A 15,591-nucleotide genomic window follows, 5' to 3' on the forward strand; every position below is an offset into this window, starting at 1 on the left:
CTACTAAATTTTAATTTTATTGAAATTTTATAAATGCCAATATGTTTCCTTCCTTTACTTACAACATGAGTTTAATATTTTCAAGAGCAGCCCCTGGAACCATTGAATTGCAGATCCCCTTGCTGCAATGTTAAACAACTAAGGGGATTGTATTCCGAATTGTGAATCATTTCTTTAAATAGTTACAGTCTTCTCTGATTCTACTTCATTGTCCTCCTTGACTACCCTGTCAAAAGATCCATGTTTTTCTTGGACCAGAATATAACCGAACGCTGCGATGATACTTGGCAGGGCAAATGTAGCAAAAGCCACCTTCGGATCCATGCCTGTTGACAGAAGAAAGGCCATTAAAGTCGGAGCGAGAATTGAGCCAATCCTGCCGATAGCTTGCGAATAGCCCATACCCGTCGTACGGATTTCACGGGGGTAATATTCTGTGATATACGGATTGGCTAAGTTCATGGCACCAACAGTACAGGCACCCCCCATAAAAATCAGTAAATATACCGCGATGTTATTAGTCGTAGCGCTCAATGCGACAAAGGTAACGGCCCCTAATAAGAATAGTGTAACAAGAATTTTACGATGGCCCATTTTTCCAGCATAATAACCGCCTACTAAGGAACCTCCAATTTGACCAAGGCACAAAACCAGGTTAAATGAAAGGCTTGAGGTGATACTGAATCCGGAATCCTGCATCATTTTTGGAAGCCATGTATTTAATCCGTAAGCCATCATCAATGTACAGAACACAGCCACCCATATGGAAACCGTACTGAATGCCCGTTTGTTCGTGAATAGTTTTTTTACTGGAGATCCTTTTCCCCTCTGTTCAGCTTCACTAAGCCTGAAATCGTCAGTTTCTTTAAAATCCCCTTCTGGTTTGACTTTATTGAGGATTTCAACAACCTTCCCAATTTCCTTCTTTGCTAAATAGTAGGAAAGGGATTCAGGAAACTGCTTCATGAATATTGGAAGTGTAAGTAATGGCAAAATTCCAATAAAGTATAATACACGCCAATCCGTATAAGGAATGATATACATTCCCACTAATGATGCCATGATTCCACCGATTGAATAGCCACAATACATCGCAGCTACAATGATGGCCCGATTTTGTTTTGGGGAATATTCAGTCATTAGCGATATAACATTCGGCATTAATGCTCCCATTCCAATTGCAGCAATGAAACGCATTACTGTGAACCATGTGAGGTTGGGTGCAATCCCTGCCCCCAAGGTAAATATGCTGAACAAAATCATACAAATGACGAGAACGTTCTTCCGGCCATATTTATCTGCGATCGGTGCTAAAATCAGGGCGCCAATCATCATGCCGAATAAGGAATAACTGCCGACTGCCCCTGCCTGAATGGAAGTTAAATCCCACTCTTCCATCATCCAAGGCAAACCCACACCATACATGGCTATTTCATACCCGTCGAAAGCGATGGCATAAAAACACCAAAGAAAAACAAGTAAATGAAAGCGGTTAAATTTACTGACAGCAATGATATCCGAAGCTACTACACTACGCATTTTCCGCCTCCCATCATAAAAATATCGGTTTCGAATGTATTTTCCGAGTTCTAAAATAGAAACTCGGAAAATAATCGGAAAAATCAGATAATCTTCATTGGAATTGCCCATTAACAAAGCATCTTTAGTATTCTTATTACCTAAGGGAACAAAATCCTTCTTAGAAAATCTTTACATGTATATTCTTATCGATGATTAGTTTTTCACGACAGCCTTATTGAAAACAGGTTTATCTTGTAATCTAAGTTCAAAATCTAAATGAGCCGTATAATAATCATTTTTCAATCCTTTTTCTGCACCGGAATGTTTTTCTAACTTTGTAATTAAGCTTCCGCGAACACCTTGTGCAACATCATTTTCTAAATATTCATCGCCTTCAAAATATATTTGTGTTACTAATCTATCGCCATTTTCCGGTTGGAATAAGAGATGCAAATGTGCTGGACGAAATGAATGATGATCAATCCACTTTAAGAATTGACCAGAAGGTCCATCTGTTGGAATTGAATAATTACCCGGTACAACTGTTTTTATTTCAAAATTACCATTCACATCCGTATAAAAAGCACCACGTAAATTATCATCTGGAATACCTTCAGCGAAGTATGAGTATTCACCGTTTGTATCAGCCTGCCACATATCTATTTTGGTATTTGACAACGGATTTCCATTAACATCTTTAACAGATCCTGAAAAGTAAAGGACGTCACCTGGTTCATTTTCACGTTGTGGCAACACTCCGGGATTTTGAACGACTGGCGTATTTTCTATGTAATAAGGTCCTAGAATAGTAGGTTCCGTTCCTTTTACACTTTTATACATTTCCTGAAGTGCATGAGTTTCAAAGAAAACATCCATAAATAACGGAATTTCCCCTGCCCTGCCTAATTGATCCATCCAATCAACAAGAGCTTGATAGTCATTGTGATCAATTTCGTATTCGCTAACTAATTCCTTGAATTTAACTACCAATCCATTATAAACGTCGATTACTTTTTGATTCTTCATAATACTTCCTCCAATTTTTTTAAGTTTTTATATTTGTTGATTTTCAATGATGGTACTGATTCCTAATCCACCTGCTATACATAATGTGATTAGCCCATATCTTTTTCCGGTTCTTTCTAACTCATGTATCAATTTGGTTGCTAAAATTGCTCCAGTGGCACCAATTGGATGTCCCATGGCAATGGCACCGCCATTAGGATTTACCTTATTCATATCAAGCTTCAATTCTTTGATTACTGCCAAAGCTTGTGCAGAAAAGGCTTCGTTCAGTTCAATTAAATCAATATCATTCATTTTCAACCCTGATATTTGAAGCGCTTTCAAGGTGGAGTTGACAGGCCCAAGCCCCATGAAATTTGGTGATACGCCTGCTGCCGCTTGAGCAATCACTCTTGCTTTCGGCTTTTTACCACGCCTTTTTGCTGCTTCTTCCGACATAAGTATCAGAGCGGATGCACCATCATTTCTACCACTACTATTTCCAGCGGTTACCGTTCCATTCTTCTTGAAAACCGGTTTTAAATTAGCCAGCTTTTCCAGACTGGTTTCTCTTGGGTGCTCATCCACATTAAATTCCATTAACCCTTTTTTCGTTTTAATTTGATACGGAACGATTTCTTTCGTAAATATTTCAGTAGAAATTGCCCGTTTTGCATTTTCTTGGCTCCTTAAAGCAAATTCATCTTGTTCAGTCCTTGAAATGGAATATTTTTCAGCCAGATTTTCTGCTGTCATTCCCATCGTTAACATCCCGTAATCTTCAACGGGCTGTGAACCTGGCTGGCTTTCCGTATTCGGATCCAATAACTGTCCATTCCCTGATTTCAATCCAAAACGGATATTTCTCATATAGTATGGGGCCGTGCTCATTGATTCCGCTCCGCCTGCAATGATTACATCCCCAAATCCGCATTGAATTTGTTGACTGGCAGAATTGATCGCTTGAATGCCGGATCCGCATTGTCTGTGTACGGTATAACCTGGTACTTCTACAGGAAAACCTGCCCGGAGTGATGAAACTCTTGCTAAATTTGACGCGTCTGAACTTTGTTTGGCTTGTCCCATAATCACTTCATCAATACTCTCTTTAGGAATATCCGCTCTCTTGATAACTTCATCAAGGACAGCAGCTGCCAGGAAATCGGCAGGAACATTCTCCAATGCTCCCCCTAATTTCCCTATAGCGGTGCGAACCGAGTCTATTATTACTACATTGCTCAATTTTCTACCTCCTGCTATTTTTATTTCTTTCTTCTAAACTATCCTTATATCTTTGGTGAGCTATTTTCAGGGCAACAATCACAGACTGCTGCGATGGAGCTAAAAAGTCCGTTTTAATATTCTCTATTAAGGAATCAATATCTTTACTAAAATCAAAACCAACTATCATTCGCTTAAAAAAATCCTGGGCCAAAGTTGTTAAAAACGTAAATTCTGCATTAATGATAATGTGACTTTCTTTGTGAATTTCCAGTACCATCCCAGCGTATTTATAATTTTCATACATGCTCGTATTTTGCGGTGCCTTCGCATAGGCCGTGATTAATAATGTTGGCTGTCCCATATAAAACTACATCCTCTCAAGATTACTTGCATAAACCAGTGGGTGTTCCATAATCCCCATTCCAGTTTATATTAATTAAAGACCTCTTGAAAAATGTTTTACCTTTTCCATATCCATCTCCATGCCAAATCCTGGACCATCCGGGATGATTATTTCATAATTCTCATATTTTATTTCGTTTAGCGTAATATTTTCTTTGAAAAGTAACGGTCCAAATAATTCTGTACCGAATTCAAATTTTGGAATGGTTGAATAAAGTTGTGCACAAATGGCCGTTCCTAATGATGATTCAATCATCGTTCCTCCATACAAACCAAAGCCTACACCTTCAGCAATCGCAGCCACCTTTTTCGTTTGGGTCATCCCTCCATGTTTACATATTTTCAAGGCGAAGGAATTACCTGCCCTATGTTTAGCTATTTGGAATGAATCTTGTAATGAATTCAATGATTCATCGGCCATGATCGGGACCTTAAAACGATTGGTCAATCTTGACATCCCTTCATTATCCCAAGCTGGCAGCGGCTGTTCGACCATGGAAACCCCGCCTTCCTGTAAAGCTTCAATGCAATAAATAGCCGTTGTTTCATCCCATGCTTGATTAACATCAACCGTAATGCGTGCTTGATCTCCCACGGCTTCAATAATTTTCAATACATGCTCCACATTCTTATATGGATTACCTTTGCCAATTTTCAATTTAAAGATATTATGACGTTTTTGGTGTAAGGATTCTTTCGCTTCTTCGATATCTTTACTCGTATCCCCACTTGCCAAAGTCCATGCCACCGGCAATGATTTATGAATTTGCCCACCGAATAATTCATAAGCAGGGATGTTTCTCCTTCTGGCTACTAAATCCACCATGGCTGATTCAACGACAGCCTTCGCAAAATTATTTCCTCTAACATTTAGTGAAACTTCATGCATGATTTTGTCGTAATGGACGGGGTTTTTTCCAATGATAAGCGGGGCGATATATGTATCAATATTCACTTTGATCGCCTCAGGCGTCCCCTCACCATATGAAGCCCCGCCTATTGTCGCCACTTCCGCCCAACCTTCCGCACCCTCTTCATCCATGATACGGGCAAGAATGATCGTTTGTTCCACGATCGTATGCATGGCAAGCTGATGAGGACGAATTGTGGGTAAATCAATAATGTATACATCAACTGAACGTATTTTCATTTAATCCACCTTTTTAACATTTAATAGATAAAATCCGCTTCTGTTTTTGCTCTTACTTCTTCGATCGTTATACCTGGCATCAATTCAATCAATTTCAACTGTTTTTCAATTACTTCAAAGACTGCCAACTCGGTGATGATCAAGTCAACGCTTCTAGTGGAAGTAATCGGGTAGGTGCATTCATTTAAAACCTTACTTTTACCTTCCTTACTTGTATGTGTCATGGTCACGATCACTTTTTTGGCGCCAACCAACAGGTCCATCGCTCCTCCAACACCCATGATATTCTTGCCTGGTACCGCCCAATTTGCAATTTCCCCGGTTTGACCTACCTGCAAAACACCTAAGATGGCAACATCAATGTGTCCTCCACGGATCATTGCAAACGATTCAGCACTATTAAAGAATGATGCACCAATCGATTCCCCTACTGGCAACTTGCCTGCATTAACTAAATTGGGATCGATTTCATCTTCCTCTACATCAGCAACTCCCAACAATCCATTTTCCGTATGGAAAAAAACATTTTCATCATCAATGTATTTTGCAACCAAGGTCGGAATCCCGATTCCAAGGTTCACTATACAAGGACCCGTCAATTCTTTTGCCGCGCGTCTTGCTATCATATTTTGCATTAATTCTTTGTCACTCATAAACTTTGACACCTTCCTTCGTCAGGATTTTCTTTGCCTTAATAATTCCATCGACGAATAGATGCGGTGTTACAATCTCTTCTGGCGGGAGTTCTCCAGGTTCAACTATCTCATCCACTTCCGCAATTACGACATCTGCGGCTGTTGCCATTCCCGGATTAAAGTTTCGAGCCGTTTTATAATAAACAAGATTACCAAGTGTATCTGCCTTCCATGCCCTGATCAAAGCTACATTTGCTCTTATGGCAGGTTCAAAAATATATGTAGCCCCATTTATTTCCCTTTCTTCTTTTCCTTTAGCTAAATCGGTCCCTACACCCGTTTTCGTATAGTAACCGCCTATGCCAGCACCGCCAGCACGAATGGATTCCGCTAATGTCCCTTGTGGTAATAGTTCTAATTCAATTTCCCCGCGTTGGTAAAACTCCCCAATTTCACGATTGCTTGTAAAATAAGAACCAATCGCCTTTTTTATTTTCTTCTGGCTTAGGAGAACTCCCAGACCTTTTCCTTTCTCGCCTAAATTGTTACTGATCACCGTCAAGCCTGCTACATCCTTTTTGGCCAAACCATCTATTAATGTAAGAGGGGCACCGATCAAGCCAAATCCACCTACCATTAATGTATGACCGTTCTTCACACAAGATAAAGCTGCTTCTATATCTTGATGTACTTTCGTCATGTTTTCCCCACCAATCTCACGTTACTTATTTTCAATCAATGAATCACTTGCCTCAAACCAAGCAGGTATTCCAGCAGTCAATAAGCAAATCAGACCCACTTCAGCTAATTGTTCTTCCGAGGCTCCATTTAACCTTGCCGCCTCCATCCATTCCCCAACCTGTTCCCCTTTTAATTCTGTAATGAATATTCCTGTCATCAGGAGATGTTTTAGCCTTTTTGAAACCACTGAATCACTTAATATATAATCTTTGAGGGAGTTTTGGTCTTCCGATTTAACCAGTTTCAAAACATTCGAGACGAATCCCGTCTCCTCATCCCCTAATAGTTCAATCATATAAAGCAGGATTTCTTCTGCTGTTCCTTGATGGCCACTTATTTCGGGATATCGAATGCCTTTAAGTGTAAGAGCATACTCCAAAGACTTCATTCCTGTTTTTAATGCTTCTGTTCCGTTATATAAGTATGAAACCATTAGATATTCCACCAGTTCCGGTAATGTTGCCCCGCCATCGATTGCCCCTTTTGTATGGTACACCATACTTCGTTCATACAACCTCGCAGCATTCATGCCTACCAGTAATATATCTTTCTCCTTCTTCGTCAAGGCTCCCTCTTGCATGATGTTACTGCGTAAGTTGGTATAGTGATCAAGTGCATTGGGGCTATAATCGTGCATTTTTTGCACCCAGCCTGGTACAACATCATAAACTTCTTTGAAATACAATAATCCCTCGCTCATTCGTCTGCACCTCTTTATATTAATTGTGAATCAAGTATCGATAGTGCCCTTATAGGTGAGGCTGTTGCATTTTTTAGTTTTAAAGGGATCCCGAAAAAAAGAAAGCGAGAATGCTTAGGTAATTTTTCAAGATTCACTAGATTTTCAACGATATATATATCATGGTTCAATAATTTTTTATGAATTCCGCTTTCTGAGTCCTGGTTCAAATCGGCATTGGGCAAATCCAAACCGACAATATGTATTTGCTTTTCAATAAACCATTGGGCCACACTATCATCTAAGGCCTGCGCTTCAAAAAAGCCTTCTTCCCCCCATGATTTCCCCCATGTCCTGATAAGGACGATATCGTTTTTTTCTACATACACCCCCTGCCTGCGTTCCGCCTCTTCAAGTAAAGCTTTCGTAACCGGTTCATGTGTCGCTTTTAACATGCTTACATCCAGTATGAGGGCATCACCAAACATATTCTTCAGATTGATGTTCTCAACCGACTCCCCGTTTTCAAAGTAATGTGAAGGCACATCGACATGAGTCCCACTATGGTCAGAAAAAGAAATCAACTTGGAACGGTATCCTCTAGGAAGTGAATCAGATTTCCCCTTTTGTTCAAGAGGTTCATCTTTAATGCCTATTGCAGGTAAATCATTATTTGTAACTAGACCATCGTAAAGTTCCAATGTTAAATCAATGATTTTCAACCATAAAACCCCCAAATTCATTAAGCGTTTACATTATCACGACAAAAATGGCTACCCTAAACATTACTATCAATAAATGACAGCAGGTGTTTAAGGTAGCCAGTTGTTCACTAGTTGTTATTAAAAAAGGTTATTTTTTAATAGCTAATGAATAGGCAATAATTAAGTTTTTTATATATTCTTAATATTACACTATTTTCCGTTAATTTCAATATCTTTTTTAAAAATAACTACAAAAAATCAAATTCGTTTTAAAAAAGATTTTATTCCTTCGTTAATCTCCACTCTATTTTCAAACACCATTGTATAGTGATTACATGTAGAAACGATCATTTCGATATCAGGCGTATATTTCTTCGTATCAGCATAGGCTTCTTCATAAAATAATGGAGGAAATTCCCCTATTTTCCCACTGGCATACACCAATAACGTTTTACAGGAAATTTGTCTACAAATCTCTTTAGGGACAAAAGAATAAAAACTATCAAAATCCCTAAGAATGCTATCTTCTGATGATTTATTCTCCCAGTGACCATCCACTTCATGAACCTCATACTCCGCCACACTTTGCAGGTGATCCGTCCATTTGATACCCAAACGGCTATAGATTTCCTTAATTTCAGCAATATAACTTTCCTGAGATTCATATTCTTTACTTAATCGGCCTAGTGATGGTTGTACGATGTCCCTTTGTTGTTGAGAGGAAATGGCCGCACCATCCAATAATATCAAGGCCTGTACCGAGGTTAATTTGCTGGCTACAACGCTTGAGATGAAGGCTCCCATTGAATACCCTATCAAAATCGGATTTTCAACCTTTAATTCTTGAATTAACTCAATTACATCTTCTGCATGTTTAAAAAGAGAAGACTGTACATCTGCCCTCGAACTATTTCCCCTCCCTCTTAAGTCAATCGAGATGACTCTGTACTCGCCTTTTAACATTTCTGCATAATAATGCATTTGCTTATGATTACCCGTTAAACCATGTATGGCGATGATTGGCCCTTTCTCTCCAGGATAATCTGCAATTTGAATTCTTTTGTTCCCCAATTCCTTTACATACATTTCCATAGTGACATTCCCCATTTCATGATTATTAACATAAACCAGCCAGCATATTTAATAAAAAAGGCTATCTTAACTTCACCATCAAGGTAACTTGATCGAGAAATTAAGATAGCCAGTCAGTTCATTAATTTTCATTAAAAAAGGGCTTTTTTTAATGGTTAATGAATAGGCAAGTTATAAATACATGTAATGATTCCATTTTACATGAAGTTCGGATTTTTACAATTATTATTTGATAATTTCGATTTCTCAGTAACTTAAAGTCGGTACCTGGGAATTTTATTGAAGGAGATCCCCTATGGTCTCACTCCAACGTTCAACAACTTCTTTAGGGTTTTTCAAGTCGATTTTAATTCCAGAGCGTATTTCAGCATACTTAGCCATATCCTCCCGTGCCTCTACTATTTGGGCGTGGAATCTTACTCTTTTATATTGGACATATGGCAGCTCTTTTAATCTCTCTAATGAAAGGCGAATATATTGTGCTTTACCTTTCCAAAACAAAACCAGTGTAGCTTTATGGGTACGAATGACATTGGCTGTGGTCGAAGTATCCGGCCATAGGCCAATCCTTAATTCCTTCCGGCTTACCGCTACGATCTCACCTACGCTAATCATTGCAGTATGCGGCCATCCTTCTTCACTTATCGTTAACAGCATCATGGCTTCATGCTGCTTGTCGACAAGTTCTTTACCATTTAACAAGTCGAATATCTCTTCTGGCATTTCCATCCCATTCATTTTTTCACCTTTTTCTTTAATTCCCTAGTAATCTGTTATATTTTGGTGCGATATTTCATTCCGTCCCACCGTTTCGCACCGAGAGTATCGATTTCAAATTGATCTAACGCACGATAAGCCAGATGATCAATGATATCGTTAACATTCTCAGGATGATTATAAAAGGCTGGCATCGGAGGGAATATAATGGTCCCCATTTTGGAAAGCGCCGTCATATTCTCCAAATGAATCGTATTCAGAGGGGTTTCTCTAGTCATTAGTAATAATTTTTTTCTTTCTTTCAACATGACGTCAGCAGATCGCGTTAATAAATTATCCGCTAGCCCCATGCGAATGGAAGCTAGTGTTTTCATACTGCAAGGTGCTACGATCATGCCATCAACCCGGTACGATCCACTTGAAATTCTTGCTGCTTGATCTTTGTAAGAATAGGAATGATCAGCTAATCCCTCCACTTCTTTAACAGAATATGATGTTTCATGTTGAATGGTGGCATGTGCCCACGGGGACATGATTAAATGGGTCTCCACTTCACTGCTTTTAAGCATCTGAAGAATCCTAATTCCGAAAATGGCTCCAGTCGCTCCTGTTATTCCAACAATGATTTTCATTAATTCCCCTCCTTACATTAGTCATCGAATCGAAGCTTTATTGAAACTTACGTATTGGAAAATCCAGGAACGAATCGACTTGGATCCACCTCTTTAAATTCGGACCTTTTAAATTCATCTTTTAAATGAAATGGTACTGTGCAGTCAAAAATGGTTTTACAGGAAATCCCCTTTTCCTGAATGGTAGGGCTGTATGCGGGATCTTGTGTAGGATCTAACGGGTGACAGCGCACTCCAGGAATGAAAACCGTATCAACATCACCTTGGTAACGAGTATTTAACGCCCATAAAACATCATTGCTATCGAAGGGATCCACATCTTCATCCACGATGAATACATGCTTAAGTTCAGAAAAGGCAGAGAATGCCAATAGTGCAGCTTGTCTTTGGCGCCCTTCATCACTTGGCTGACTTTTCTTGAATTGAAGAACAGCCATGTATTTACCTCCTCCTGAAGTATGGGCATAAACATTCAATAATTTGCCTGGCATGGACTTTTCCACCATTTGCAGAATGCTTGCTTCAGTTGGAATGCCAGCCATATTAACATGCTCCTCACTTGGACCAATAACTGTTTGCATGATTGGATTGACTCGGTGCGTTACGGCTTTCACTTTGATTAGAGGCAGATCCGCAACAGCTGAACCTGTATAACCAGGGAATTCCGGCATTGCTTTTCCAGTATTGGTGTTTTGATCTTCCCGAACGCGCACTCCGGGAACCAATTCCCCTTCTATTACATATTCAGCATTCGCGATAGCTTTTTCATCAATTGTCAAGCATTGGACCAATTCTACCGCTTCTTTCCTGATCGCCCCTGCAACACTCAGCTCATTAAAGCCAAGGGGAGTCGTAGGTGCTTCAAAACAAGCAGCGACTTCAATAGCAGGGTCAACACCGATACTAATGGAAATTGGTAACGGTTTTCCTGCTTTTTCAGCCTTTTCACGAAAAACTTCTAAATGACGGCCAGGAACAAAATACATGGACATCTCATCTTTACTTTGTAAACATAATCGGTGTATCGTTATATCAGATTCACCGGTTTCTGAATCAGAGGCATAGCACATTCCTATGGTGATATACGGACCTGCATCTTCCTCTGTATTCGTAGGCGCAGGTATTAATTTTCTAATATCGAAACCGGGATCTTCTGCATAGTGAACCACTTCTTGAGCTTTCGCTTTATCATTCGAAATGGTGATTGGATCAATTGGGTTTTTTACAGCTTCATTTAAAAGGAACCCGAGCCGCTCGGGTTTTGTATCCAGCATGTGGCCGACTCTTTCCCGGCTGGCTAAAAGTCCGATTACCACGCTTGAATCTTCATGACCCAAAACATGATTGAAAACCATGGCAGGCCCGATTTTTGTTGGACGCATCACTGTCCCGCCAGCACCGACATGACGATACACGCCAGATAATTCAGCATGAGGATTGACTGGTTCATCCGTTTCAATCAATTGTCCTGGAATCGACTTCAGTAGTTCCAGCGCAGAACGTAAATCTGTCACTTTATTCATTTTTTCAGACATAATAAATCCCCCTGTCACTTTAAGATCAGTATCCTATGTATAGTCACATTCAAATAACCTATATGTTATCGGTTACAATTGATATTCTAAAGTGTATTTCTACTATACAGTCAATGGATATTTGAAAATTCAAGTAATTTTCTCTACAGGGATTTGCAGCTGACAAAAATCAACACTACTATCATTCTCGTAAAAGGTCGTATCCAATAAGCAAGCGTCCACAACGTCCCCAATAATTCTATAGTGATTTTCACTGATCCATTGAACCAAATCATTTAAAAACTCAATATTATATGGCATTCCATATTTATATACACATGCATATTGCCCAGCAGGCAACGTCATCATGTTATCCATATCAGGATCTATAAAAGGTAATGCAGTATATATTCCCGCACCCTCGAAAACATCATCCATTCCAAGTTTATCCTTTAAAATAACCGTGCCAAATCCCTCAGACGGAAGCATTTCATGTTTACTTAATACATTCCAAGCTTTCATAAGCGTTAAATGTAATTCTTCACGGCACAAATCATTTTCAAATGGTATAAATAAGACATGCCTTTCAGGAAATTCTTCTATAATAGGTTTATCCAATTCACTTTTAATATTTTTGGCTTCTGAATATTTCATTAATCTCTGTTGAATAAATGTACGGGTATTCATCAAGGCATTTATTTCTTTATCAATGAATTCTTGATGAAATTCCAAAAGTGACATGGCAGTGGTTAAATTCCGATTTCCTATATGGTCCTTAATATCATTCAGTTTGATGCCAATCGACTTCAAAAAGCAAATTTCCCTTAGAAACGGAATCTGAATGGCACTATAATATCGATAACCATGTTCATCTATATGTACCGGTTTAAATAAACCGATCTTATCGTAATAAATGAGTGTTTGCCTTGAGATACTGTGAATGGAAGCCATTTCACTGATTGATAAGTAATTGTCCATATGCGCTACTCCTCTGCAAATACTTTTTGTGAATTTCCTTCTAAGTCTTATATCATATATTAATTTTTTAATTTCCCTCCTTCCATTCGGCAGCTACAACCGCTTGGAGAGGGTCAGTATTCTAAAGAAATCTTCAATCCCCTCTAACTTTACCATTTTTCCATTTAAAATGAATGGATTTTAAAGGTCCTGCCTATCGAAAAAATGGATCATATCAGCATCTTCATTAATTAGGCAATAGGTGAGAAAGTGAAATTCAATAGTATTAAATTTTAAATTGAGTATAAAAAATACTAAGACAGGGGGTTCCGTCGCTTAAGGATTAATGGATTTTTTCACTATAGTCAGCAGTAACATCATTACCAGCTTATATGTTTTTGGACTTAAACTGATTCCTCTGGAAGGAATAGCATTTATTCAGGAAATCGAAAATCAGACCACACAATACCCAAGAAGGAAACAGGAGTTTAAAAATACACTCAACTTGTGAAAGAAAAAATAAAAACGTGCCTATTTGTGGACACGTTTTTCATAGAAAGGAATTTCCTTTATCTTAATTTGCATACAATCGGTATTGATCGCTTAATGTATCTCCATTACCGTAAATATAGGCTTTAGATCCCGATGTATAGGAGGAATTGTCGTACTTCCATTTAATTCTGAGTCCCATGTTTCCGCCTGCGCCATATGTTTCATTGCCATTCTTCTTAATATATTGCGAGAAGCTATCCCACGTCCGGGGGCCAACCACACCATCCACTTTCAAGTTGTTTTCTTTTTGGTATTTCTTCACTCCCGCTTCTGTTTTTGGTCCAAAGATACCATCAACGTCAACCACTGCAGAATCCGTATAAAAGCCCATGACATTCAGGATATACTGCATATTTCTGACCTCCACCCCATGAGTGTCCTTCCGTAAAATAGAATTCTTATCCCAGCTGTCGGGGTGGTGAAAACCTCCAGCAGATGCTGAAGCTGTGGAAAAAGATACCCCAAGGGCCATTGCCAATACTACCAAACTAGTAAGTAATTTCTTCATAGCTCCATCTCCCTCTTTTTTTTTACTTCCGAACTACCTTACTATTTCCCTTCAGATTTTATATTCCCCTTCCGACCGATGTCCTGTTTTGTCCTTGCTAAACAAACAGTATCCTTGAAATATCGAATAAGTGGGATTAATTTGCAACTGGGACATCTACGGTTTTTACGCATGTAAGATTTTATAATGAAATTAGTGAGTACAGAAAAAACTTAAGGAATTTCTAAATAGACATTATCCTTCTCTTTTCCTCTAGACGGATCACTTGATATGATGCATAAGTGAAATTTAACCCTTTACGCCAGAAGGCCGCCAATTGGCGGCTTTCTGACGTTCAAACACCCTTTAGTAATACCGGATTCCCTCTTTTATTCAGACCATTATTCGTTCAAATATGCCCATGCATATTGGGCATAAAGTTCTGCACCGGTAGCAAGCGCTTCTTCGTCGATGTTGAATTTTCCGTGATGGTGTGCCCATTCCGTATCTTTTTCAGGATTTCCTGATCCAACTAAAGCGAAGCTTCCAGGTACTTCATCTAAATAGAAGCTAAAGTCTTCGCCACCCATTGTTGGCTTTTCATTATATATTGCGTCATCGCCAAACGCATTTGAGGCAACTTTTTGCACTAATTTTGCACTGTATTCATCATTGATGACAGCTTGTGTTCCGCGGTAGTACTCAACCTTTGCGGTCGCACCGTAAATGTTCGCAACATTTTCAGCATAAATCTGGAGCTGCTTTTCAATATGGTCACGTGTTTTAGGATCAAAGCAACGGACAGTCCCTTCAATGACGGCATTTTCTGCAATGACATTAAAACGTGTGCCAACGACCATTTTTCCAACTGTCAAAACAGCGGGATTTTGGGGGTCGACCGTTCTTGATACGACAGACTGTACGTTCATGACGAATGAAGAGGCAACAATAGTAGCATCGATACAATCCTGTGGCATTGCACCATGTCCCCCTCTTCCTTTAAACGTTACTGTAAAGATATCTGCTGAAGCGAATGAAGGTCCTTGAGTACAAGCAACCGTGTTTGTTGGCATTTGCGACCAAATATGTATGCCAAAAACATTATCAACACCCTCAACAGCCCCTTGTTTAACCATTTCCCTTGCACCTGTTGCCACTTCTTCAGCTGGTTGAAATATTAATCGCACATTCCCAGGTAATTCTTCTTTTATTACGTTTAGTGCCTTAGCTGCAATTAATAGCATTGAAGTGTGCGCATCATGACCACATGCATGCATTTTCCCTTCTTCTTTTGAAGCATACGGCAAGTCTTTATTTAATTCTTCAACAGAAAGGGCGTCCATATCTGCTCTTAATGCTACCGTCTTTCCTGCCTTACCGCCTTTAATTTCTGCAATGACACCTGTTGGTTCCGCTTTTCGATAAGTAATCCCTAATTTTTCAAGGTAGTCACAAACAAAGGCAGTTGTATTTTCTTCTTCCCATGATAACTCAGGTTCGCTATGAAGTTTTCTGCGTATTTCTGTTAATTCATCACTATAATTTTGTATCGCTTTTTTTATCGTTTGATTAATCATTC

Annotated in this window: 16 protein-coding genes; all 16 read right to left on the reverse strand. The window is 39.2% G+C overall.

What is annotated here, in order from left to right; all coding sequences use genetic code 11:
* Positions 1-174 precede the first annotated feature (174 nt).
* The 16 genes from LQ188_RS08005 to LQ188_RS08080 all read right to left on the reverse strand — a co-directional run bounded on the left by LQ188_RS08005 (position 175) and on the right by LQ188_RS08080 (position 15,589).
* Positions 175-1,539 carry an MFS transporter gene (locus tag LQ188_RS08005; protein WP_230176494.1) on the reverse strand — a complete coding sequence of 455 codons (1,365 nt, stop codon included), beginning with the start codon at positions 1,537-1,539 and terminating at the stop codon, positions 175-177.
* A gap of 195 nt (positions 1,540-1,734) precedes the next feature.
* Positions 1,735-2,547, reverse strand: a complete 813-nt coding sequence (locus tag LQ188_RS08010) for a dioxygenase (protein WP_230176495.1) — start codon at positions 2,545-2,547, stop codon at positions 1,735-1,737.
* Positions 2,548-2,574: 27 nt separating this feature from the next.
* Positions 2,575-3,768 (reverse strand): thiolase family protein, encoded by a 1,194-nt coding sequence (locus tag LQ188_RS08015; protein WP_230176496.1) that lies wholly within the window; start codon positions 3,766-3,768, stop codon positions 2,575-2,577.
* A 4-nt stretch (positions 3,769-3,772) separates the two neighbouring features.
* Positions 3,773-4,111: a DUF3870 domain-containing protein gene (locus LQ188_RS08020; RefSeq protein ID WP_048687694.1), complete on the reverse strand. Its 339-nt coding sequence runs from the start codon at positions 4,109-4,111 to the stop codon at positions 3,773-3,775.
* Between the two features lie 75 nt (positions 4,112-4,186).
* Positions 4,187-5,302, reverse strand: a complete 1,116-nt coding sequence (locus LQ188_RS08025; protein ID WP_230176497.1) for a muconate cycloisomerase family protein — start codon at positions 5,300-5,302, stop codon at positions 4,187-4,189.
* 20 nt (positions 5,303-5,322) lie between these two features.
* Positions 5,323-5,955: a 3-oxoacid CoA-transferase subunit B gene (locus LQ188_RS08030; RefSeq protein ID WP_101221736.1), complete on the reverse strand. Its 633-nt coding sequence runs from the start codon at positions 5,953-5,955 to the stop codon at positions 5,323-5,325.
* Positions 5,948-6,637, reverse strand: a complete 690-nt coding sequence (locus LQ188_RS08035) for a CoA transferase subunit A (RefSeq protein ID WP_101221735.1) — start codon at positions 6,635-6,637, stop codon at positions 5,948-5,950. Before LQ188_RS08035 ends, LQ188_RS08030 begins: the two co-directional genes overlap by 8 nt.
* A 21-nt stretch (positions 6,638-6,658) precedes the next feature.
* The gene (locus tag LQ188_RS08040) at positions 6,659-7,378 is read right to left on the reverse strand and encodes a carboxymuconolactone decarboxylase family protein (RefSeq protein WP_230176498.1); all 720 of its coding nucleotides are present in this window, start codon (positions 7,376-7,378) and stop codon (positions 6,659-6,661) included.
* Between the two features lie 14 nt (positions 7,379-7,392).
* Positions 7,393-8,079 (reverse strand): cyclase family protein, encoded by a 687-nt coding sequence (locus LQ188_RS08045; RefSeq protein WP_230176499.1) that lies wholly within the window; start codon positions 8,077-8,079, stop codon positions 7,393-7,395.
* A gap of 240 nt (positions 8,080-8,319) precedes the next feature.
* Positions 8,320-9,153 carry an alpha/beta hydrolase gene (locus tag LQ188_RS08050; protein ID WP_230176500.1) on the reverse strand — a complete coding sequence of 278 codons (834 nt, stop codon included), beginning with the start codon at positions 9,151-9,153 and terminating at the stop codon, positions 8,320-8,322.
* Positions 9,154-9,429: 276 nt separating this feature from the next.
* The gene (locus LQ188_RS08055) at positions 9,430-9,891 is read right to left on the reverse strand and encodes a pyridoxamine 5'-phosphate oxidase family protein (RefSeq protein WP_230176501.1); all 462 of its coding nucleotides are present in this window, start codon (positions 9,889-9,891) and stop codon (positions 9,430-9,432) included.
* A gap of 35 nt (positions 9,892-9,926) precedes the next feature.
* Positions 9,927-10,502 carry a non-oxidative hydroxyarylic acid decarboxylases subunit B gene (locus LQ188_RS08060; RefSeq protein WP_101221732.1) on the reverse strand — a complete coding sequence of 192 codons (576 nt, stop codon included), beginning with the start codon at positions 10,500-10,502 and terminating at the stop codon, positions 9,927-9,929.
* 47 nt (positions 10,503-10,549) lie between these two features.
* The gene (locus LQ188_RS08065; protein WP_230176502.1) at positions 10,550-12,037 is read right to left on the reverse strand and encodes a UbiD family decarboxylase; all 1,488 of its coding nucleotides are present in this window, start codon (positions 12,035-12,037) and stop codon (positions 10,550-10,552) included.
* Positions 12,038-12,166: 129 nt separating this feature from the next.
* Positions 12,167-12,994, reverse strand: coding sequence for a MerR family transcriptional regulator (locus LQ188_RS08070; protein ID WP_230176503.1), 828 nt, complete (start codon positions 12,992-12,994; stop codon positions 12,167-12,169).
* 553 nt (positions 12,995-13,547) lie between these two features.
* Positions 13,548-14,033 (reverse strand): peptidoglycan-binding domain-containing protein, encoded by a 486-nt coding sequence (locus tag LQ188_RS08075; protein WP_230176504.1) that lies wholly within the window; start codon positions 14,031-14,033, stop codon positions 13,548-13,550.
* A 380-nt stretch (positions 14,034-14,413) separates the two neighbouring features.
* Complete coding sequence (locus tag LQ188_RS08080; protein ID WP_230176505.1) at positions 14,414-15,589, reverse strand: M20 family metallopeptidase; 1,176 nt, start codon at positions 15,587-15,589, stop codon at positions 14,414-14,416.
* Positions 15,590-15,591: the final 2 nt, after the last annotated feature.

It is taken from the genome of Peribacillus sp. Bi134, from assembly GCF_918698065.1.
Lineage (GTDB): Bacteria > Bacillota > Bacilli > Bacillales > DSM-1321 > Peribacillus.

Excerpts from the sequence above, each read along its gene's own strand:
- LQ188_RS08005 (WP_230176494.1), bottom strand. The coding sequence starts at position 1,539 with ATGCGTAGTGTAGTAGCTTCGGATATCATTGCTGTCAGTAAATTTAAC.
- LQ188_RS08010 (WP_230176495.1), bottom strand. The coding sequence starts at position 2,547 with ATGAAGAATCAAAAAGTAATCGACGTTTATAATGGATTGGTAGTTAAA.
- LQ188_RS08020 (WP_048687694.1), bottom strand. The coding sequence starts at position 4,111 with ATGGGACAGCCAACATTATTAATCACGGCCTATGCGAAGGCACCGCAA.
- LQ188_RS08025 (WP_230176497.1), bottom strand. The coding sequence starts at position 5,302 with ATGAAAATACGTTCAGTTGATGTATACATTATTGATTTACCCACAATT.
- LQ188_RS08030 (WP_101221736.1), bottom strand. The coding sequence starts at position 5,955 with ATGAGTGACAAAGAATTAATGCAAAATATGATAGCAAGACGCGCGGCA.
- LQ188_RS08035 (WP_101221735.1), bottom strand. The coding sequence starts at position 6,637 with ATGACGAAAGTACATCAAGATATAGAAGCAGCTTTATCTTGTGTGAAG.
- LQ188_RS08040 (WP_230176498.1), bottom strand. The coding sequence starts at position 7,378 with ATGAGCGAGGGATTATTGTATTTCAAAGAAGTTTATGATGTTGTACCA.
- LQ188_RS08050 (WP_230176500.1), bottom strand. The coding sequence starts at position 9,153 with ATGGAAATGTATGTAAAGGAATTGGGGAACAAAAGAATTCAAATTGCA.
- LQ188_RS08055 (WP_230176501.1), bottom strand. The coding sequence starts at position 9,891 with ATGAATGGGATGGAAATGCCAGAAGAGATATTCGACTTGTTAAATGGT.
- LQ188_RS08060 (WP_101221732.1), bottom strand. The coding sequence starts at position 10,502 with ATGAAAATCATTGTTGGAATAACAGGAGCGACTGGAGCCATTTTCGGA.
- LQ188_RS08065 (WP_230176502.1), bottom strand. The coding sequence starts at position 12,037 with ATGTCTGAAAAAATGAATAAAGTGACAGATTTACGTTCTGCGCTGGAA.
- LQ188_RS08070 (WP_230176503.1), bottom strand. The coding sequence starts at position 12,994 with ATGGACAATTACTTATCAATCAGTGAAATGGCTTCCATTCACAGTATC.
- LQ188_RS08075 (WP_230176504.1), bottom strand. The coding sequence starts at position 14,033 with ATGAAGAAATTACTTACTAGTTTGGTAGTATTGGCAATGGCCCTTGGG.
- LQ188_RS08080 (WP_230176505.1), bottom strand. The coding sequence starts at position 15,589 with ATGATTAATCAAACGATAAAAAAAGCGATACAAAATTATAGTGATGAA.